This window comes from [Mannheimia] succiniciproducens MBEL55E (genome assembly GCF_000007745.1).
Classification (GTDB): Bacteria; Pseudomonadota; Gammaproteobacteria; order Enterobacterales; family Pasteurellaceae; genus Basfia; species Basfia succiniciproducens.
The window spans coordinates 1,503,566-1,523,571 of sequence record NC_006300.1 but is presented as its reverse complement, the minus strand read 5'-3'; the positions used below and the strand labels follow the sequence as shown (position 1 = coordinate 1,523,571).

At 42.3% G+C, this 20,006-nt stretch carries 18 protein-coding genes and 1 riboswitch; of the genes, 11 read left to right on the top strand and 7 right to left on the bottom strand.

Features of this window, described 5'->3' with window-relative positions; translation table 11 throughout:
• Positions 1–14: 14 nt before the first annotated feature.
• From MS_RS06975 to MS_RS06930, 10 genes are all read left to right on the top strand, one after another.
• Complete coding sequence (locus MS_RS06975) at positions 15–998, top strand: LacI family DNA-binding transcriptional regulator (protein ID WP_011200704.1); 984 nt, start codon at positions 15–17, stop codon at positions 996–998.
• Between the two features lie 109 nt (positions 999–1,107).
• Positions 1,108–2,331 (top strand): MFS transporter, encoded by a 1,224-nt coding sequence (locus tag MS_RS06970; protein WP_011200703.1) that lies wholly within the window; start codon positions 1,108–1,110, stop codon positions 2,329–2,331.
• Position 2,332: 1 nt separating this feature from the next.
• Positions 2,333–3,388 (top strand): sugar phosphate isomerase/epimerase family protein, encoded by a 1,056-nt coding sequence (locus tag MS_RS06965; protein WP_011200702.1) that lies wholly within the window; start codon positions 2,333–2,335, stop codon positions 3,386–3,388.
• An 11-nt stretch (positions 3,389–3,399) separates the two neighbouring features.
• On the top strand, positions 3,400–4,551 hold the full coding sequence (locus tag MS_RS06960) for a Gfo/Idh/MocA family protein (protein WP_011200701.1): 1,152 nt from the start codon (positions 3,400–3,402) through the stop codon (positions 4,549–4,551).
• A 74-nt stretch (positions 4,552–4,625) separates the two neighbouring features.
• A complete protein-coding gene (gene nagK, locus MS_RS06955) occupies positions 4,626–5,540 on the top strand; it encodes an N-acetylglucosamine kinase (RefSeq protein ID WP_011200700.1) in 915 nt (304 codons plus the stop codon).
• Positions 5,541–5,778: 238 nt separating this feature from the next.
• Positions 5,779–5,872: riboswitch (TPP riboswitch) on the top strand.
• A 59-nt stretch (positions 5,873–5,931) separates the two neighbouring features.
• A complete protein-coding gene (gene thiB, locus MS_RS06950) occupies positions 5,932–6,933 on the top strand; it encodes a thiamine ABC transporter substrate binding subunit (protein WP_041639862.1) in 1,002 nt (333 codons plus the stop codon).
• Between the two features lie 4 nt (positions 6,934–6,937).
• The gene (thiP, locus tag MS_RS06945; protein ID WP_011200698.1) at positions 6,938–8,572 is read left to right on the top strand and encodes a thiamine/thiamine pyrophosphate ABC transporter permease ThiP; all 1,635 of its coding nucleotides are present in this window, start codon (positions 6,938–6,940) and stop codon (positions 8,570–8,572) included.
• Positions 8,559–9,206, top strand: coding sequence for a thiamine ABC transporter ATP-binding protein (gene thiQ / locus MS_RS06940; protein WP_011200697.1), 648 nt, complete (start codon positions 8,559–8,561; stop codon positions 9,204–9,206). Before thiP ends, thiQ begins: the two co-directional genes overlap by 14 nt.
• An 86-nt stretch (positions 9,207–9,292) precedes the next feature.
• Complete coding sequence (gene bioB, locus MS_RS06935) at positions 9,293–10,303, top strand: biotin synthase BioB (protein WP_011200696.1); 1,011 nt, start codon at positions 9,293–9,295, stop codon at positions 10,301–10,303.
• 21 nt (positions 10,304–10,324) lie between these two features.
• A complete protein-coding gene (locus MS_RS06930; protein ID WP_011200695.1) occupies positions 10,325–10,693 on the top strand; it encodes a DUF488 domain-containing protein in 369 nt (122 codons plus the stop codon).
• Between the two features lie 235 nt (positions 10,694–10,928).
• Here MS_RS06930 and MS_RS06925 read toward each other — a convergent pair whose 3' ends face one another.
• A complete protein-coding gene (locus MS_RS06925; protein WP_011200694.1) occupies positions 10,929–11,531 on the bottom strand; it encodes a peroxiredoxin C in 603 nt (200 codons plus the stop codon).
• Between the two features lie 163 nt (positions 11,532–11,694).
• Here MS_RS06925 and metC point away from each other — a divergent pair, with 163 nt between their 5' ends.
• Positions 11,695–12,885 carry a cystathionine beta-lyase gene (metC, locus tag MS_RS06920; RefSeq protein ID WP_011200693.1) on the top strand — a complete coding sequence of 397 codons (1,191 nt, stop codon included), beginning with the start codon at positions 11,695–11,697 and terminating at the stop codon, positions 12,883–12,885.
• A gap of 73 nt (positions 12,886–12,958) precedes the next feature.
• Here the strand turns inward: metC and hflX are convergent, their stop codons facing one another.
• The 6 genes from hflX to tsaE form a co-directional block, all read right to left on the bottom strand.
• Complete coding sequence (hflX, locus tag MS_RS06915) at positions 12,959–14,305, bottom strand: ribosome rescue GTPase HflX (protein ID WP_011200692.1); 1,347 nt, start codon at positions 14,303–14,305, stop codon at positions 12,959–12,961.
• A gap of 2 nt (positions 14,306–14,307) precedes the next feature.
• Positions 14,308–14,598: an RNA chaperone Hfq gene (gene hfq / locus MS_RS06910; RefSeq protein ID WP_011200691.1), complete on the bottom strand. Its 291-nt coding sequence runs from the start codon at positions 14,596–14,598 to the stop codon at positions 14,308–14,310.
• Positions 14,599–14,678: 80 nt separating this feature from the next.
• Positions 14,679–15,623, bottom strand: a complete 945-nt coding sequence (gene miaA / locus MS_RS06905) for a tRNA (adenosine(37)-N6)-dimethylallyltransferase MiaA (protein ID WP_011200690.1) — start codon at positions 15,621–15,623, stop codon at positions 14,679–14,681.
• Positions 15,624–15,706: 83 nt separating this feature from the next.
• Positions 15,707–17,602, bottom strand: coding sequence for a DNA mismatch repair endonuclease MutL (gene mutL, locus MS_RS06900; protein ID WP_011200689.1), 1,896 nt, complete (start codon positions 17,600–17,602; stop codon positions 15,707–15,709).
• 32 nt (positions 17,603–17,634) lie between these two features.
• A complete protein-coding gene (locus MS_RS06895) occupies positions 17,635–19,479 on the bottom strand; it encodes a LysM peptidoglycan-binding domain-containing protein (protein ID WP_011200688.1) in 1,845 nt (614 codons plus the stop codon).
• A 17-nt stretch (positions 19,480–19,496) separates the two neighbouring features.
• Entirely contained in the window at positions 19,497–19,985 is a 489-nt protein-coding gene (gene tsaE, locus MS_RS06890) for a tRNA (adenosine(37)-N6)-threonylcarbamoyltransferase complex ATPase subunit type 1 TsaE (RefSeq protein WP_011200687.1), read from the bottom strand.
• Positions 19,986–20,006: the final 21 nt, after the last annotated feature.

The window sequence follows — 20,006 nt, the reverse complement described above, 5'->3', positions numbered from 1 at the left end:
TAAATGAGAAAATTATGTCTGTTCAAAAAATAGCGAAATTAGCCGGCGTGTCTGTTGCAACGGTTTCTCGGGTTTTAAACGATTCGCCGTCTGTGAAAGCTGTTAATAAAGAGAAGGTATTGGCTGCAATTAAAGCATTAAATTATCAGCCTAATTTGTTAGCCCGGCAATTGCGTACTTCAAGAACAGGTATGATTTTAGCTATGGTTTCCAACATAGCCAACCCTTTCTGCGCAGCAGTGGTAAAAGGTATTGAGCGGGAAGCGGAAAAGAACGGTTATCGTATTTTATTGTGCAATACCGAATCCGATCTTGAACGCTCGCGTTCATGTTTACAGTTGCTTTCCGGTAAGATGGTAGACGGCGTTATTACTATGGATGCTATTTCCGAATTACCGGAATTGCAGAATATTATAGGGGATGCGCCTTGGGTTCAATGTGCCGAATATGATCCCGATTCATCCGTCTCTTCCGTAAGTATTGATGATATTTCGGCAACGGAATTCGTTATTGATCAGTTAGTGAAAACGGGAAAAAAACGCATTGCTTTAATTAATCATGATTTATCCTACCAATATGCCCAACATCGAGAATTGGGTTACCTTGACGGTTTAAAACGCCATGGTTTAGCTTACTGCGAGATTATTTATGCCGATGAATTAGACTATCTTTCGGGTAAAGAGGCGGTACTTTCTTTACTTAAGAATGCACAACGTCCGGATGCTATTTTAGCAATCTCCGATGTATTAGCTGCCGGTGTGATTAACGGGTTAAACGAGCTAAATGTCGCTATTCCCGAAGATATCGCCGTAGTCGGATTTGATGGTATTGACATTAGCCAAATTACTACCCCTTCTTTATCGACAATTCAGCAGCCCTGTAAAGAAATCGGAGAAATGGCGTTTTCTTTATTGTTGCAACAAATCGATTCGACCTCATCTGTGAAGAGGGTACATCACTTATTACCTTGGACGTTTATAAAACGGCAATCCAGTTAAATATTTTGTGAATAGGATCACAGATTCTGTATTTTATTCTTCCAAATTAAAATGTAATCGATTACTTTATGTTTATAGTATTTTGTAATCGATTACTTTAGGAGGTAATATGAATACTGAAACCAAACAACCCGCATTAATTGTACCTAGATTATCCTTGATGATGTTCATGGAATTTTTTATTTGGGGATCCTGGTCGGTCACCTTGGGTATTGTGATGACCAAATATGATTTATCGACCCTGATTGGCGATGCCTTTTCTATGGGACCGATAGCCTCGATTATTTCACCGTTTATTTTAGGTATGTTGGTGGATAGATTTTTCCCGTCAGAAAAAGTGCTGGCGGTTCTGCATTTAATCGGTGCAGCGATTTTATGGTTCATCCCTGAATTTATCACCGGTCAACAGGGCGGTACGTTAGTTTTTGCTTTATTGGCTTATATGCTTTGTTATATGCCTACCGTCGCATTAACTAATAATATTGCTTTCCACAGCCTTGCAGACAGTGAAAAATCCTTCCCGGTTATTCGTGTTTTCGGTACCATCGGCTGGATTGTTGCCGGTTTATTTATCGGTCAGGCAGACCTTTCCGCCAGCCCGGCAATTTTCCAAGTAGCCGCAATTTGTTCGTTAATTTTAGGTCTGTACAGCTTTACTTTGCCGAATACACCGCCGCCGGCAAAAGGCAAACCGTTCTCTATGCGGGATTTAATGTGCGCTGATGCGATTGCATTATTTAAAATTCCGCATTTCTTAGTCTTTGCTATTTGTGCAACTTTAATTTCCATTCCGCTAGGTACTTATTATGCTTATGCTGCGCCGTTCTTAGATGCGGTAGGGTTTGAAAAAATCGGCAGTTTAATGTCTATGGGACAAATGTCTGAAATTGTTTTCATGCTGCTGATTCCGTTTTTCTTTAAACGCCTCGGCGTGAAATATATGCTATTGGCAGGTATGCTTGCCTGGTTCCTGCGTTATGCCTTCTTTGCCCTGGGGGTAAGCGAAGAAATCCGCTGGGCGGTTTACTTAGGTATTTTATTGCACGGTATATGTTACGACTTCTTCTTTGTGGTCGGCTTTATGTACACCGATAAAGTTGCGGATGAAAAAATCCGCGGACAAGCACAAAGCCTGGTGGTGTTATTCACTTACGGTTTGGGTATGTTGCTTGGCTCACAAATTTCAGGCGGTTTATACAATAATATGTTTGCGGATAATACCGACGTTTCCACATGGAGTACATTCTGGTGGATCCCTGCTATAAGTGCGGTAGTAATTTCCGTGATTTTCTTCATTTTCTTTAACTACAAAGAAGATAAACGGGAGGCATAACATGAAAACTATTAAAGGCCCCGGTTTATTTTTGGCTCAGTTCATTGATAATAAAGCGCCCTTTAACCGGTTGGACAGCCTGGCGCAATGGGCTGCCGGGTTAGGATTTAAAGCTTTGCAGATTCCCTGCAATCACAAACATATTTTTGATGTGGAATTAGCGGCGCAAAGTCAAACTTATTGCGATGAAGTAAAAGGTATTTTAGCGCAATACGGTTTGATCGTTAGTGAATTATCTACCCATTTGGAAGGACAGCTGGTTGCGGTTCATCCGGCTTATGATACGGCTTTTGACGGATTCGCACCGGAACAAGTGCGTGGTAACAGTGAAGCGCGGCAGCTGTGGGCGGTAAATATAATTAAACAGGCGGCGGTCGCCTCCAAACGCCTGGGATTAAACGCTCATGCGTCTTTTTCCGGCTCGTTGGCATGGCCGTATTTTTACCCCTGGCCGCCACGCAAAGAACAATTAATTCAAACAGCCTTTGATGAATTGGCCAAACGTTGGAAACCGATTTTGGATTATTTTGACGAACAAGGCGTAGACCTATGTTATGAATTACATCCGGGGGAAGATTTACATGACGGAGTGACCTTCGAACGCTTTTTAGACAAACTTAATCGTCATCCTCGTTGTAATATTCTTTATGATCCGAGCCATATGTTGTTACAAAACATGGATTATTTGCAGTTTATTGATTTTTACCACGAACGAATCAAAGCCTTTCACGTGAAAGACGCGGAATTCGTTAAATCCGCCAAATCCGGCTGTTACGGCGGTTATCAGAACTGGTTGGAACGGGCGGGACATTTCCGTTCCCTCGGCGACGGACAAATTGATTTTAAAGCTATTTTCTCGAAACTGACACAGTACGACTATACGGGCTGGGCGGTTTTGGAATGGGAATGTTGTATGAAAGATTCCGCCGTAGGTGCCAAAGAAGGCGCGGAATTTATTCAAAAACACATTATTCCCGTTGCGGAAAAGAGTTTCGACAATTTCGCCGATACGGGCGACGATAGCGAACAGGCAAAAATTATGTTGGGATTAAAATAAGGGAGCGATGAATGAAAAAAATTAACGTAGGTATCATCGGAACCGGATTTATCGGCGCGGCTCATATTGAGGCCATTCGCCGTCTCGGTTTTGTGGATGTGATTGCGCTGGCGGAGAACAACCAGCAATTGGCAGAACAAAAAGCCAAAGAACTGAATATCCCGTTGGCTTATGACTGCGTGGATAAATTATTGGCAAATCCGGATATTCAAGTCGTGCACAACTGTACGCCGAATCATCTTCATTTTGCGATTAACAAAAAAGTCATCCTGGCGGGCAAACACGTTTTTTCGGAAAAACCTCTTTGTTTGACTTCACAGGAAGCGGATGAATTGACATCATTAGCAGAACAACAAGGCGTAACCACAGCAGTGGGATTTGTTTACCGGAATTTTGCCATGGTACAGCAAGCGGCTGATATGGTTCGTGATCAACAAATCGGGCGAGTATTTGCCGTTAACGGGCATTATTTACAAGATTGGATGTTACTTGAAACCGATTACAACTGGCGGGTGGATCCGAAAGTCGGCGGTAAATCCCGTACGGTGGCGGATATCGGTTCTCATTGGTGCGATACGGTACAATTTGTCACCGGCAAAAAAATCAAAGAAGTTTTTGCCGATATGAGTATCGTTTATTCAACCCGCAAGGCCAGCAAGCAAGTAGAAAGTTTTGTTACGGTAAATGCTGATTCGTCATACGAATTAAAACCGGTGGAAACGGAAGATTACGCTTCCGTTTTAGTGCGATTCGAAGACGGTTCAAAAGGGTCGTTTACGGTTTCGCAGGTCAGTGCGGGACATAAAAACGATTTGACTTTTGATATAAGCGGTAGCGAAAAATCATTGCATTGGGAACAGGAAACCCCGCAATATCTGAAAATCGGTTACCGTCAACAGGCAAACCAAATTTTATGTGACGATCCAAGTCTGGTTAATCCTGCGGTACGGGCTTATAACCATTTTCCCGGCGGACATATCGAAGGTTGGCCTGATGCTTTTAAAAACATGATGCTGGCATTTTATGCATTCATTGCTGAAGGTAAAGATCCGCAGCAGGATACGGCAAAATTTGCGATGTTTAAAGACGGCGCCCAAATTGTACATATTGTGGATACAATTATTGAAAGTGCACAACAAGGAAAATGGATTTCTGTTAAATAGAAGAATATACTATTACAGATTACCCCGTGAAAAACGGGATAACTTGGAAAAATAGTCTATTTTTGAGGATGATTATGCTATACGGATTTGATATTGGCGGTACTAAAATTGAGCTTGCCGTATTTAATGATAAGCTTGAAAGACAATATACCGAACGGGTTGAAACACCGAAAGACAGCTATGAACAGTGGCTGGATGTCATTGTAAATTTGGTTGAAAAAGCCGACCAAAAATTTGCTTGTAAAGGTTCCGTCGGATTAGGTTTGCCGGGGTTCGTTAATCATGAAACCGGTATTGCGGAAATTACCAATATTCGTGTAGCGGATAATAAACCTATTATTAAGGATTTATCCGAACGTTTAGGGCGCGAGGTTCGCGCCGAAAATGATGCCAACTGTTTTGCGCTTTCCGAAGCCTGGGATGAAGAAAACCAACAATATCCGTTTGTCTTAGGTTTAATTCTCGGTACGGGCTTTGGCGGCGGGCTTATTTTCAACGGCAAAGTTCATTCCGGTCAAATCGGAATGGCGGGGGAGTTAGGTCATTTGCAGTTAAACTACCACGCCTTGAAATTGCTGGGTTGGGATAAAGCGCCGATTTATGATTGCGGTTGCGGTAATCGCGCCTGTTTGGATACTTATTTATCGGGTCGCGGATTCGAAATGTTATACCGTGATTTAAAAGGTGAAGCGCTTTCTGCCAAAGAAATTATTGAGCGGTTCTATGCTGCGGATAAAACTGCGGTAGATTTTGTCGGACTTTTTATTGAGCTTTGTGCGATTTCTTTAGGTAATATTATTACGGCGCTGGATCCGCATGTAATAGTACTCGGTGGCGGATTATCTAATTTTGATTATCTCTATGAAGCCTTGCCGAAGGCGTTACCAAAACATCTTATGCGCAGTGCGAAAGTGCCGGTAATTAAAAAAGCCAAATACGGCGATTCCGGCGGTGTGCGTGGTGCAGCCGCTTTATTCCTTACCAAATAATTAAACAAGCCCGTAAATACGGGCTTTATTATTATAATTCCTGATAAATCATTATTATATTTAATGATTAGAACTGAGGTCGGTTTTGTTCTAAAATTCTCGCGAATTTTAAATTTGAGTATGCCGCTATTAATTCCCGTTTTTTCAAGGGCGTTTTTTGTGTTTAACAGCATTTGTATCGGGCGATAAATCCGCTAATTTCGGCTTGCTTATTTTGTGTAAAAGATTAAACTAAATTCTGTTCTCAACGGGGTGCTTCTTCGGAGGCTGAGAGAAACTCGTAGAACCTGATCTGATTAATTACAGCGTAGGGATTTGAGAAAGGTTAAATAAAAATTCGGCAGAATTTGACCGCACTTAAATTCCTTTAATTTTGATTAAAGGATTTTTTATGTCTAAATTGAAAACTTTTCTTTTTTTGACCGCACTTTTTATATCCGATTACGGATTAAGTGCCGTTCAACCTCTTCATATTTATGCGGAAGAATATTTTGCCGCGGATTGGGGGCCGGCGCCCGAAGTGAAAGCGCAGTTTGAACGGGCTTATCCTCAATGCCAAGTGACAATTCAATCTTTTGACAGCCGTACCACAATGTTAAACCGTTTGCGTTTAGAAGGGAAAAACACAAAAGCCGATATCGTGCTGGGAATGGATAATCATCAGCTTGAAGCCGCTGAAAAAACAGGCTTATTCGCACCGGCAAAGGTGGATTTTAGTCGATTGTCTTTGCCTGTCGAATGGAAAAACACTACATTCGTACCTTATGAATTTTCTAAATATGCTTTTATTTATGATAAAAGCAAATTAACAAATCCGCCCGAAAGTTTGAAAGAATTGGTAGAACGTGAAGATTTAAAGGTGATATATCAGGATCCGAGAACCAGCAGTATCGGGCGCGGGTTACTGGTTTGGATGAATAAGATTTATCCTCCGGAGCAAGTGGAAAAAGCCTGGCAACAATTACAAAAGCATACTTTAACCGTCGGTAAGGGCTGGTCCGAAACTTACGGTACCTTTTTGAAAGGGGAGGGTGATTTGGTTTTAAGTAATAATACCTCGCCAATCTATCATTTATTAACCGATCAAAAAGAGAATTATGCGGCGACGGAATTCAGTGAAGGCGAGACCTTACAAATTGATTTTGCGGGCAAAATTGCCGGCAAACATAATATATGTGCCGATGAATTTTTAGCCTTTTTGCTCAAGCCCGAAATTCAAAATATCATTATTACCAAAGGTGTTATGCTACCGGTAGTAGAGGGTGATCTTGAACCGCATTATGCCGCTTTAAAAAATGCGGTAATGCAGGGTAAGACTATTGATACTTTATCGGTTAGCGCAGAGCAAATAAAACACTGGATTGAAGTCTGGCAGCGGGCGTTAAGTAAATAATTTTATGAATAAATGGTTCTCTCGCCGGCATATTATGCGCCCAAGCCAATATGCCGCAGGATTGTCGGTTCTATTGTTACTGGTTTGTGTGTACGGCGGCGCTTTGCAAGCGGTGTTCAATACGGGAGAGCCTTACCCTTGGCGGAATTTATGGCAAGACGATTATTTACATCGGGTTTTGCTATTCAGCTTCGGGCAGGCGAGCCTTTCGGCGTTTTTATCGGTTTTTATCGGCGGTATTTTTGCCCGGGCTTTTTTTTATCAGTCCTTTAAAGGCAAGGATTTTCTCTTAAAGATTTTTTCTCTCACCTTTGTATTGCCTTCTTTGGTAGCGATTTTCGGATTGCTCGGCATTTACGGTTCTTCAGGTTGGGCGGTTAAACTTCTGCAAGCCGTCCATATTCAGTGGCGGCCTGATATTTACGGTTTATCGGGCATTTTAATCGCCCATTTATTTTTCAATATTCCGTTGGCGGTCAGAATGTTTCTGCAAGGGTTGCACAATATTCCCAATCAGCAGCGCCAGCTTGCCGCACAATTGAATTTGCGGGGATGGCAGTTTATTCGTTTAATTGAACTGCCTTATCTGCGACAACAGTTACTCCCTGTTTTTATGCTGATTTTTACCCTTTGCTTTACGAGCTTTGCAATTGTGTTAACTCTGGGCGGCGGTCCTAAATACACAACCCTTGAAGTAGCGATTTATCAGGCGATCATTTTTGATTTTGATTTAGCTAAGGCGGCGCTTTTCGCCTTATTGCAATTTGTTTTTTGTTTTACTTTATTTGGGCTGAGTACGTTATTCAGCGCCGCGCCCGAAACAAATTTAAGTTACAAAGAGTTATGGATTGCAAAACAATCAAGTGCGGTCAAAATTTGGCAAATTTTGGTGTTGATTCTTGTCGGTTTGTTTATTTTATTACCGTTGGTTAATATTGTTGCTGCCGCATTTAGCGCTGAAGAGTTTATTTCCGCCTGGCAAGATCCGCAGCTTTGGCGGGCAATGGGCTTTTCTTTCACCATCGCGCCGCTTTCCGCCTGTTTATCGCTGTTAATGTCAATGGGATTGTTGTTGCTATCACGCCGTCTGGTATGGCTGCATTTAACGAAAATTGCCAATGTTATTATGAACTTAGGTATGTTGATATTAGCTGTGCCCGGTTTAATTTTAGCTGTCGGGTTGTTTTTACTGTTGCAAAAAATGGAATTTGGTACCGCGCATTTATTTGTCGTCATGGTGATGTGTAACGCTTTTTCGGCAATGCCGTTTGTGATCAGAATTCTTGCGCCCGCCATGAATAACAATATGCAGTATTACGAAAAATTATGTCAATCGCTGGGTATTCGGGGCTGGCAACGTTTTCGCCTGATCGAGCAACACAAACTCGCCCAGCCGATAAAATACGCTTTTGCCTTAGCCTGTACCTTATCTTTGGGTGATTTTACGGCGATTGCGCTATTCGGCAGCCAGCAATTTTCTTCTTTGCCTTATTTGCTCTATCAGCAGTTGGGCAGTTATCGAGGAGATCAAGCCGCCGTTACGGCATTGGTTTTACTTTTAATGTGCCTGCTTATCTTTATACTGGTCGAAGGCGCTAAAAATTCAGATAAAAACGAGAACGCGAATGATAAAACTTGAACGGGTATATTTTAATTATAAAACTATGCCGATGAATTTTAATATTCATATTAAACCGCAGGAGCGGGTAGCGATTATCGGTGCCAGCGGAGCGGGGAAAAGCACATTATTAAATCTTATCGCCGGTTTTGAACGGGCGGATGACGGCGAAATTTGGTTGAACGGCGTAAACCATACTTATACGGAACCTTATGAACGCCCCGTATCCATGTTGTTTCAGGAAAATAATTTGTTTACCCATTTAACCGTTGAACAAAATATCGCTTTAGGGCTAAAGCCCGATTTAAAACTTAGCGCCGCCGAACAATCACTGGTTCGACAAACCGCAAGTGCGGTCGGTTTAAGCCGATTTTTAGATAGAAAACCCACCGCGCTTTCCGGCGGGCAGAAGCAGCGGGTGGCATTAGCGCGTTGTTTATTGCGCGATAAGCCGATTTTATTGCTGGACGAACCTTTTTCCGCATTGGATCCGGCATTAAGAGCGGAAATGCTCGATTTGCTTTCGCAACTTTGTAATGAAAAAAAACTCACTTTGCTGATCGTCACTCATCAACCGAGCGAACTACAAGGACGAATAGACAGAATTTTGACCGTTGAAAACGGGCATTTTGCAAAGAATAATGATCTAAAATAGCTCGGAAACGGTAGCTATGTATTAGAAAACTTCAAATAGCAAGAGATAAAATACCTTGCAATGCGTTACTAACATAAGGATTTGAGATGAAAACAACATTACAACTTTATTCGAATACACCTCATCCTCAGGTGGAATATTGGTCTGTTTGTAAGGTGGAGGCGCTTTTCGAAACGCCGTTTTTAGAATTAGTGCATCGTGCGGCTTTAGTTCATCGTGAAAATTTTAATCCGCAAGCCATTCAACTCTCGACCTTAATGTCAATCAAAACCGGCGGTTGTCCGGAAGATTGCGGTTATTGTCCCCAATCCGCTCGCTATCAAACCGGCGTGCAGAAGCAGGAATTATTAAATGTCGAAGATATTGTTGAAAAAGCTAAAATTGCTAAGTCCCGCGGTGCAAGCCGTTTCTGTATGGGGGCCGCTTGGCGGGGACCTAAACCGAAAGACATCGCCAAAATGACCGAAATTATTAAAGCGGTGAAAGCATTGGGGTTAGAAACCTGCGGAACTTTCGGATTATTAGATGATGGTATGGCGGAAGATTTAAAAGAGGCGGGATTAGATTATTACAACCATAATTTAGATACTTCTCCGGAACATTATAATAAAGTAATAGGTACCCGCGGTTTTGACGATCGCTTAAATACCCTGGGGAAAGTACGTAAAGCCGGGTTAAAAGTGTGTTGCGGCGGTATTATCGGGATGAATGAGAGCCGTAAAGAGCGGGCGGGCTTTATTGCAAGCCTGGCTAATTTAGATCCGCAACCGGAATCCGTGCCGATTAATCAATTGGTTAAAGTCGAAGGTACGCCGCTTTCGGATGCGCAGGAATTGGATTGGACCGAATTTGTCCGCACGGTTGCGGTTGCAAGAATAACCATGCCAAAAAGTTATGTGCGTTTATCCGCCGGGCGACAAGGCATGTCGGAGGAAATGCAGGCGATGTGTTTTATGGCGGGTGCCAACTCCATTTTTTATGGCGATAAATTGCTGGTTACCGGCAATGCGGAAGAAGATTGCGATAGACTGCTAATGGAAAAATTGGATTTAGAACCGGAAACCACTGAAAACCGTTACCTTTCGCAAAATAATTAAAGCCTGTTAATAGGAGAGAACATGTTTAAAGTTCAGCGGATTTATGATTTTGAACCTATGGAAAATGATTGCGCGGTATTTGTGGATCGGCTTTATCCGCGGGGCGTAAATAAAGAAAAATTTGCCCATTGCCTATGGCTAAAGGATGTGTGCCCGAGTCATGAGTTACGCCGGTTTTATCATGAAAATCCGCAGGAAAATTATGGAGAATTTGTGCTCCGTTATCAACTGGAATTAGGTAACGAATTGCCGCAAAAAGGATTGATAATGCTTAAACGTCTGGAGAAAGAACATCCGCAGGTTATTTTGCTGACTGCCGTTAAAGATGTGCGACACAGCCATATCCCGGTCTTATTGAAAGCGTTAGCCGCCATTGTAGAATTTTTATAAAGCAAAAAGTGCGGTAAAATTTTTCAAAATTTCCACCGCACTTTAGATTTTGCAATAAGCGTAGCTGTTTGCAATATTAGATTGTAATGGTGGGCTGGCAAGCCCACCCTACTGACCTGCGGCAAGTCATATCCTGGTCTTATTGAAAGCGTTAGCCGATTTTTCATAAAAAAAGCCACACAAATGTGTGGCTTAAAACAGTTCCTAATAATCAAACAGCTAAGTAAATCTGCAATTATAGTTTGTCGGCGTTTTGTTTTAAGTATTTTGCAACGCCTTCCGGGCTGTCTTTCATACCTTCTTTGCCTTTTTCCCATTGAGCAGGGCAAACTTCACCGTGTTGCTCGTGGAATTGTAAAGCGTCAACCATACGTAACATTTCGTCGATATTACGGCCTAACGGTAAATCGTTCACAACTTGGTGACGAACTACGCCGTTTGCATCGATTAAGAAAGAGGCACGTAATGCCACGCCGGCTTCCGGATGTTCAATGCCGTATGCTTTTGCGATTTCGTGTTTAGTGTCTGCTGCTAAAGCATATTGAACTTGACCGATACCGCCTTGATCTACCGCGGTATTACGCCATGCGTTGTGAGTAAATTGAGAGTCGATTGAAACGCCAACCACTTCAACACCGCGTTTTTTGAATTCTTCATAACGATGATCAAATGCGATTAATTCAGACGGGCAAACGAAAGTAAAGTCTAACGGATAGAAGAAAATTACCGCCGGTTTACCAGCAATGTGTTGTTTGAAATTGAAGTTATCAACAATTTCGCCGTTGCCTAAAACGGCTGCTGATGTAAAGTCCGGTGCTTGACGTGTAACTAATACCATGTTTAATCTCCTAATAGAATAATCGAATGAATATTTTGCGTACTTTCGTAAATCATCGCAAAATCAACAATTGCTATTCTAAGAAAAAGAAGTCAATTTGAATAGTTGATTTTATCTATCAAATTAATTATCGTTATCTAACATTAAAAAAACAGGAAGTATTATGTCAAACAAATATTCACTTGCAACGACGCTGGTTCACGCCGGTCGTAGCAAACGCGTTAGCCAGGGTAGTGTAAATCCGGTGGTGCAACGCGCATCTTCATTGGTTTTCGATAGTATCGCAGATAAACGACAAGCAACCGTTAACCGTGCCAAGCAGGCATTATTTTACGGTCGTCGCGGCACCTTAACTCATTTTGCCTTGCAGGATTTAATGTGCGAAATGGAAGGCGGCGCAGGCTGTTATCTTTATCCCTGCGGTGCGGCGGCGGTGACCAATGCAATTTTAGCCTTCGTCCAATCCGGTGATAATATTCTGATGACGGGTGCCGCCTATGAGCCGACACAGGATTTTTGTAACAAAATTCTGAGTAAAATGAATGTGAGCACTACCTATTATGACCCGATGGACGGCGAGAAAATCGCCGAACTAGTTCAGCCTAACACTAAAGTCTTATTTTTAGAAAGCCCGAGTTCGCTCACTTTTGAAGTGCCTGATGTGCCGAATATCGTTAAAGCGGTGCGTAAGATCAATCCTGAAATCGTAATTATGATTGATAACACTTGGGCGGGCGGCATTTTATTTAAAGCTCTGGAACATGACATCGACATTTCCATTCAGGCGGGTACTAAATATTTGGTAGGACACTCCGATGTGATGATTGGCACAGCCGTATCTAACGCCCGTTGTTGGGATCAACTGCGGGAAAATTCCTATTTAATGGGGCAAATGGTGGACGCGGATACCGCTTATACCACCGCCCGAGGTATTCGTTCCCTTGCCGTACGTTTCAAACAACACACCGAAAGTAGTATTAAGGTGGCACAATGGCTTGCCGAACAGCCGGAAGTTAAGGCGGTTTTTCATCCCGCTTTGCCGAGTTGCCCGGGACATGAATTCTTCAAACGGGATTTCACCGGTTCCGCCGGGTTATTCTCCTTTGAATTAAAAGAACAATTGAGTCGCGAAAAACTTGAACGTTTTATGGATAATTTCAAATTATTCAGCATGGCGTATTCATGGGGCGGTTTTGAGTCGTTAATTCTTTATAATCAACCGGCGGATATAGCCGCTATTCGCCCGAATATTAAGCGTAAACTGACAGGAACATTAATCCGTATTCATATTGGTTTTGAAGATGTGAATGAATTAATTGAAGATTTAAAAGCCGGGTTTGAACGTTTGAAATAGTCTAAAATTATACCGCAGTTATACAAGTAGATGTTGTATGGCTGCGGTGCCCGTTTTTGTTAAGCACAAAATTTTAGAGATTTTTACCGCACTTTTCCAACTGCGGGAATTTTTTCGCTAATTTCAGCCATTGTATCTTATCAATTTGAATTTCCAGTAAAAATTCGCCCTGATCGGAAATTTCTTCCCGACGAATGCAATCAAGCAGATAAAGTTGATGGCGAATTTTCCCCTCGTTAGGCGAAAGATTCAGCTGCAAATGAAGAATTTCGTTTTTTAATTTCTCACGGATTGCAGCGAATAACAAATCAATGCCTTCGGCTGAGATGGCAGAAAGATAGACCGCCACGGGAATGTGTTGATCATCATATTCGATATGAGGTTCAAGGTTTTCCAGCGTATCAATTTTGTTATAGACCAAAAGCGTAGGTAAATCCGCCGCCTTAATTTCTTCCAGTACGGCATTTACCGCCTCGATATTTTCTAGCTTGCGAGGATCTGCCGCATCAATAATATGCAGCAATAAACCGGCTTCCGTGGTTTCCTGTAAAGTGGATTTGAAGGCGGAAACCAAGTCGTGCGGTAAATCCCGAATAAAGCCGACGGTATCCGCTAAAATGGTTGTACCCACATCTTGAATTTGTAAGCGGCGCAGCGTCGGATCGAGGGTGGCGAATAACTGATCGGCGGCATAAACGTTGGCTTGGGTAATCCGATTAAATAGTGTTGATTTGCCCGCATTGGTGTAACCTACCAAAGAAATGGTCGGAATATCTGCTTTTTGGCGCGTTTGGCGGTTTTGATTCCGCTGTTTTTCCACCTTAGCCAGGCGGTTTTGCAGCTGCGCTATGCGTACTTTGATTAACCGCCGATCCGTTTCCAATTGCGTTTCCCCGGGGCCTCGCAGACCAACCGCACCTTTTTGTTGATCCAAGCCTGTTTTTCGGCGTACTAAACGGGTGGCTAAATGTTTCAACTGAGCTAATTCCACCTGCAATTTGCCTTCGTGAGAGCGGGCTCTTTGAGCAAAAATATCAAGAATTAATCCGGTGCGATCCACAACGCGACATTGGCACAGGCTTTCAAGATTACGGGCTTGCGCCGGCGTCAGACTGTGATTGACTAATACTACATCGGCGTTATGCGTTTCAACCGCTTGGGCGATTTCTTCCGCTTTACCTTGACCGACGAAATATTTCGCCTGAGGCGTTGAGCGGGCAGCGGTAATCACCTGCAGAATATTGACGTTGGCGGATTGGGCAAGTTGTTGAAATTCGTCGAGATCTTCAGGATTTTTATCTTGCGAGAAAAATACATGAACCACAATTGCGTTGTCGGATTGATCCGAACGCGGAGCGGAGATAGAAGAAAGTGCGGTAAAATTTACCGCACTTTTTGAGATATTGACGTCGTTATTCAATATTATTCTGCTTGAGGTTCGGCGGCAGGTGCGGCCGATTCTGTCTGTTGACTGTGCTGTTGCTGCTGTTGAGGGTTGTTATGATGAGAAACCGAACGAGCCGGAACAACAGTTGAAATTGCGTGTTTATAAACCATCTGATTTACGGTATTTTTTAATAAAATCACAAATTGGTCGAATGATTCGATTTGACCTTGCAATTTAATTCCGTTTACTAAATAAATAGAAACGGGAATACGTTCGCGTCGTAATGCGTTTAAATAAGGATCTTGTAATGATTGTCCTTTTGCCATTTTATTTTCCTTCTTATATTTATAGTGGATAAAAAGAGAATTGAGAATTTAATTGTCTCCGTTTGTCAATATATCAATTTTTATCCGTTTTGCATAGTTAAATCAAACGCTCGTTTTATGATTTCTTTATTTTCTGAATTTTTTAAACTGTCCAGCCATTGAATCGGATACTTCCAGCCCCGCAGCCAGGTAATTTGCCGTTTTGCCAGTTGTCGAGTGGCGCAAATGCCGCGGAATACGGCCTCGTCAAGATCATAATCACCGCGTAAATGTTCCCACATTTGGCGATAGCCTACACAACGGATAGACGGTAAATCAATATGTAAATCGCCCCGATGATAAAGTCTTTCCACCTCTTGCTTAAAACCCGACTCAATCATTTTATGAAAGCGCATTTCAATTCGCCGATGCAAAATAGCGCGATCTTCGGGAGCGATAGCGAATTGAAGAATATGGTAAGGTAATTGTTCGCCTTTTTGTTCCGTCAGTTCCGTCATGGATTTACCGCTGATATAAAATACTTCGAGCGCCCGATTGATTCGTTGGCTGTCATTGGGATTAATTCGAGCGGCGGAGACAGGATCAATAAGCGACAATTCTTTATGTAATGTCGCCCAACCGAATTTTTGCGCTTTTTCTTCAATTTTCGACCGCACTTTTTCATCCGCTTGCGGAAGCGGCGAAAGCCCTTCAAGCAAAGCTTTGTAATACAGCATAGTTCCGCCGACCAATAAGGGGATTCTTCCTTGTTCGGTGATATCCGCCATTTCCCGCAGGGCATCCGAGCGGAAATTGGCCGCCGAATAACTTTCCGCAGGATCAATAATATCAATTAAGCGGTGAGGTGCTAAAGCAAGTTCTTCCTTACTGGGTTTCGCCGTACCGATATCCATGCCTTTGTAGATCAGCGCGGAATCCACACTAATCACTTCCACGGGTAGTTCCTGGCGTAATTGAATGGCTAAATCCGTTTTACCGGAAGCTGTAGGCCCCATCAAAAAAATAGCAGTTGGTTTTTGGTTCATAAGTCGGCGTATCTTTTAAGTCGGATAATTTTATTCGTTATTTGTTATGCCGCATGGCATATCGCTATGCGGAATTGCCCGCTTTATTGCAAATATTGAGTAAAATCAACGGAAATAAGCAATTGTGCGAGCTGAATTTTGTTTTGTGTTTTTAACAAAAGCTCCACTTCTGTTAAAAGTGTCAGGGCATCGGCTAATACATGGATTTCATTAAGTTGTAGTTGGTTGCAAAGTGCGGTCAAAAAATCAGAAATTTTTTCATGATTTTCTTCCAATAAACGGATAACGCAACCTTGCAGGTTTTGCTGGCGTAAACAGCTTGGCACTTTGTTTAAAGTTATACGATGTTGTGCCGGATTTTCATCAAATTCAAATCCGCTTTGTAAAAAGAAATTTTTTTGCTTTTGCCATTGCGCTAATTGCCGCTCATTTAAGCGGAACAGAATCGGAATAAGCAAAGGTTGCTGCGCAATATCCGGTTGCTGCAAGGTTAATTCAAATTTTAATTTTTGTAATTTTGCTAAAGGCAATAAATAGAAATCCTGCCCTTGTTGCAACAATAAGGCTTGATTTTTAACAAGCGCCAATGAGTGCAAAAATTGCCCGGAAAGCTGAGTTGATTGTTGCGGGGTTGAGACGTTTTTTTCAAAGCTATTTTCCGACTCTGCATTAATTGCCGTATTTTTTTTCGCTTCGGCCGGTGTTGTCAGCAAGTTGCCATACAATTTTTGTTCTGTTTTGCTGACGGATTTCGTTGAAAAGTGCGGTATATTTTCGGCAAATTTTGTTGAAAATCGGTTGATTTTCGCCGAACCGTGAGAATACGTGTTTGCACCCGATATGTTTTTATCCGAAGCGGATTCAAATATATTATGGCCGGCTGCAGAGCGGTTCGGTTTGATCAAAGAAGAATGCCAGTTTGCCGCCGGTTCTTGGATTTCATCAGCGGATGCCGGTGTGTCATATCGGGCAAAATCAGCCTGCTCGGACTGCAAGGCATTGCCGACTCCCTGACAAATAAAATCATGAATCAAACGTGCCTGATGAAAACGTACTTCATGTTTTGTCGGGTGCACGTTTACATCAACTTCATTAGGGTCAAGATCCAAATACAATACGAATGCCGGATATTGCTCGTTGGTTAAATAATCGCCATAAGCCTGACGAATAGCATGGTTAATCACTTTGTCACGAATCATGCGGCCGTTTACGTAGCTATAACTCAGATCATTTTGCGGACGATGAAAATTTGGTACCGCAACCCAGCCGGATAAATGCAAATTATCGTGTTTCCAATCAATTTGCAGCGCATTTTGTACGAAATCTTCACCGCAGATGGCGGAAACCCGCTTCAATTTTTGCTCGATTTCCACCGCACTTTTATATTGTCGAAGAATTTTCCCGTTATGGGTAAGGGTGAAAGCAATTTGCGGTTTAGCAAGAGCGATACGGCGAACGACTTCATCAATATGGGCGAATTCCGTTTTCTCGGTGCGTAAAAATTTGCGGCGGGCGGGGGTGTTAAAAAATAAATTAGCCACTTCAACCGTGGTACCCACAGGGTGGGAAGCGGGTTTAATCGTGGTCTCCATATCCCGACCCTGCGCATAAACCTGCCATGCTTCTTTTTGTTCCGCCGTACGGGAGGTTAGGGTTAAACGGGAAACGGAGCTGATACTCGCCAGCGCTTCACCGCGGAATCCTAAACTTAAAATCGCCTCAAGATCATCTAAACAACTGATTTTACTGGTGGCGTGACGCGCAAGGGCGAGGCTTAAATCTTCTTTTGCAATACCTAAGCCGTTATCCCGAATGCGGATGAGAGTAGCACCGCCGTTTTCAATATCGATTTGAATACGGGAAGCGCCGGCATCCAGACTGTTTTCCACCAATTCTTTCACCACCGAAGCCGGGCGTTCAACCACTTCGCCGGCGGCAATTTGGTTAGCAAGTTGTGGCGGTAAAATATGAATCGGCATAATTTTTTCCTAATTTGATTTTTTGTTGATGTTTATTTTTTCTTTGTATCCTGTTTTGCAGTTTTTTTATTCGTTGTATTTTTAGTTGAGGATTTTGTTCCTTTGACAGCAGTATTTTTATTTACGCTCGTTTTTTTGCTTTCCGTGACAACATTTTTCGCATTAGCCGGCAATTTAATTTTATCGCCGATATGCAATTCTTTATTTTTCAAATTATTTAATTCGATGATTTCAGCCGCTTTGACATCAAATTTGTTAGCTAATCTGGAAATGCTGTCGCCGGATTTAACCGTATAAGAAACTGTGGCTTTCTCAATGGTTTTGGGTTCTGCCTGGGTTTCTTTTTTCGTCGTTTTATTGGTTTTTGTTTGCTGTTTTGTGTCTTCTTTCAACTTGGCGCCCGTCGGTATTTTTAATTTTTTGCCGACGAAAATATTGGCATTTTTCAGTTTATTCAGCTCAATTATATCCTCTTGTTTGACCCCGAAACGGTTTGCAATACTAAACAGGGTATCGCCGTTTTTCACGGTATAACTGCCGTTTACTAATTCTGATTTTGCTGTTTTAGCGCTGTTTTCCGCTTTTTCGGTGTTTTTTGTGTTTGTAACGGGTTCATTTTTTTGTCGGTTTTTTGCTGAAGCCGGGATTTTTACCAATTCGTCGATATAAAGATCTTTTCGTTTAAATTTGTTTAAAGTAACAATATCCTCTGATTTTACGTCATATTTACGGGCTAATTTGGCAATCGTCTCACCGGATTTCACTTTATGACGGACACCGCTGTCCTGCACGGTTTCGTTATCGTCTTTGAAGTTGTCTTTAGCTTTAGCCGTTTTAGCCGATTGTGTTTTTTCTGCCGGAATTTTCACCAATTCGTCGATATAAAGATCTTTTCGTTTGAGTTTGTTTAATGTAATGATTTCTTCGGATGTTACATTATATTTGCCGGCGATTTTCGCAATGGTTTCGCCGGATTTCACTTTATGGCGAACGCCGCTGTCCTGCACGGTTTCTTTATCGTCTTTGAAGTTGTCTTTGGCTTTAGCCGTGTTAGCCGATTGCGTTTTTTCTGTCGGCATTTGACCGGCTATTTTCGAGGATGTATTGATTTCTCCGCCCAAATGGCGTTTACGAAAATCGACAATGCCTTGATAAATAATATAGGCAATACGTTTGCGATAGCTTGGTGAGCTGAGCTTCGCTTCTTCCGTGGCATTAGATAAATAGCCCGTTTCCACTAATACCGACGGAATATCGGGGGAACGTAAAACGCCTAAACTTGCATGTTGCGGAGAAGTACGGCTTAAGTCGGCAATTTTTGCAAAATTGCGTAAAATGCTACGCCCAAGTTCATAGCCGGTACGTTGGCTGTGTCCGAATTGTAAATCCAATACGGTTTGGTTTAGGTATTTTTCACTTCCGTGATTAGACAGTACGGAGCCGGCACCGCCTAACAATTCGGATTGCTTTTCGTGGTCTTCGAGCCATTGGCCCATTTCGTCGTTTGCCCGACGGTTTGAAAGCACCCAAACCGAGGCGCCTTTTAACGCCGGGTTTTCGGATGAGTCCGCATGGATTGAGACTAAATAATTCGCTTTGTTTTTACGGGCAATTTCAGAACGCTGCGGCACGGAAATATAATAATCAGCGCGGCGGGTGAGTACCGCACGGAAATTCGGGTCTCTATCTAAAATTCCTTTTAATTCCTGAGCAATAGACAGGGTGACATTTTTTTCATATATACCTAAATTACGGCTGATGGCGCCAGGGTCTTTACCGCCGTGACCGGGGTCGATGGCAATAGTCCAAACTGCCGCCCATGCAGGATTAATAGCGAAGAAAAGTGCGGTCAAAAAAAGTAAAAAAAATCGTTTCATACGGAAAGTACTTCTAATTATTTTGCTGCTAATAATGTAATAATTTGTTCGCCCTGTGCGTTTTGTGCGATAAGGTCAATATCGCGAGCATTATCTGCATAACGGATATTTACAATAAGATCCGGTTCGGCAAGCAATCCGATACCTTTTTCCGCCCATTCGATAAGGCAAATGGTATCCGTGCCGAAATAATCGCGGATTCCCATAAATTCAAGCTCTTCCGGATCGCTTAGGCGATAGAGATCAAAGTGATAAATATGCTTGTTCTGCAAATGATATTCTTCAACCAAAGTGTAAGTCGGGCTTTTTACGTTGCCTTGGTGCCCTAAACCTTGAATCATACCTCGACTTAACGTTGTTTTACCCGCTCCTAAATCGCCGTTTAAATAAATAACAACAGGTTTATTGTTATCAAGTTTATTAATGGCTTGAATTAATTGTTGACCAAAAGCAATCATAGCGTTTTCGTCGGCGATATATTGATTGTAGTGAGTTAATTCTGTCATGGCGTTAAAACTGAGAATTAT

What these genes read in the sequence shown, in the direction of transcription:
- MS_RS06975 (WP_011200704.1), top strand. Translation starts at nt 15, where the DNA reads ATGTCTGTTCAAAAAATAGCGAAATTAGCCGGCGTGTCTGTTGCAACG.
- MS_RS06970 (WP_011200703.1), top strand. Translation starts at nt 1,108, where the DNA reads ATGAATACTGAAACCAAACAACCCGCATTAATTGTACCTAGATTATCC.
- MS_RS06965 (WP_011200702.1), top strand. Translation starts at nt 2,333, where the DNA reads ATGAAAACTATTAAAGGCCCCGGTTTATTTTTGGCTCAGTTCATTGAT.
- MS_RS06960 (WP_011200701.1), top strand. Translation starts at nt 3,400, where the DNA reads ATGAAAAAAATTAACGTAGGTATCATCGGAACCGGATTTATCGGCGCG.
- nagK (WP_011200700.1), top strand. Translation starts at nt 4,626, where the DNA reads ATGCTATACGGATTTGATATTGGCGGTACTAAAATTGAGCTTGCCGTA.
- thiB (WP_041639862.1), top strand. Translation starts at nt 5,932, where the DNA reads ATGTCTAAATTGAAAACTTTTCTTTTTTTGACCGCACTTTTTATATCC.
- thiP (WP_011200698.1), top strand. Translation starts at nt 6,938, where the DNA reads ATGAATAAATGGTTCTCTCGCCGGCATATTATGCGCCCAAGCCAATAT.
- thiQ (WP_011200697.1), top strand. Translation starts at nt 8,559, where the DNA reads ATGATAAAACTTGAACGGGTATATTTTAATTATAAAACTATGCCGATG.
- bioB (WP_011200696.1), top strand. Translation starts at nt 9,293, where the DNA reads ATGAAAACAACATTACAACTTTATTCGAATACACCTCATCCTCAGGTG.
- MS_RS06930 (WP_011200695.1), top strand. Translation starts at nt 10,325, where the DNA reads ATGTTTAAAGTTCAGCGGATTTATGATTTTGAACCTATGGAAAATGAT.
- MS_RS06925 (WP_011200694.1), bottom strand. Translation starts at nt 11,531, where the DNA reads ATGGTATTAGTTACACGTCAAGCACCGGACTTTACATCAGCAGCCGTT.
- metC (WP_011200693.1), top strand. Translation starts at nt 11,695, where the DNA reads ATGTCAAACAAATATTCACTTGCAACGACGCTGGTTCACGCCGGTCGT.
- hfq (WP_011200691.1), bottom strand. Translation starts at nt 14,598, where the DNA reads ATGGCAAAAGGACAATCATTACAAGATCCTTATTTAAACGCATTACGA.
- miaA (WP_011200690.1), bottom strand. Translation starts at nt 15,623, where the DNA reads ATGAACCAAAAACCAACTGCTATTTTTTTGATGGGGCCTACAGCTTCC.
- mutL (WP_011200689.1), bottom strand. Translation starts at nt 17,602, where the DNA reads ATGCCGATTCATATTTTACCGCCACAACTTGCTAACCAAATTGCCGCC.
- MS_RS06895 (WP_011200688.1), bottom strand. Translation starts at nt 19,479, where the DNA reads ATGAAACGATTTTTTTTACTTTTTTTGACCGCACTTTTCTTCGCTATT.
- tsaE (WP_011200687.1), bottom strand. Translation starts at nt 19,985, where the DNA reads ATGACAGAATTAACTCACTACAATCAATATATCGCCGACGAAAACGCT.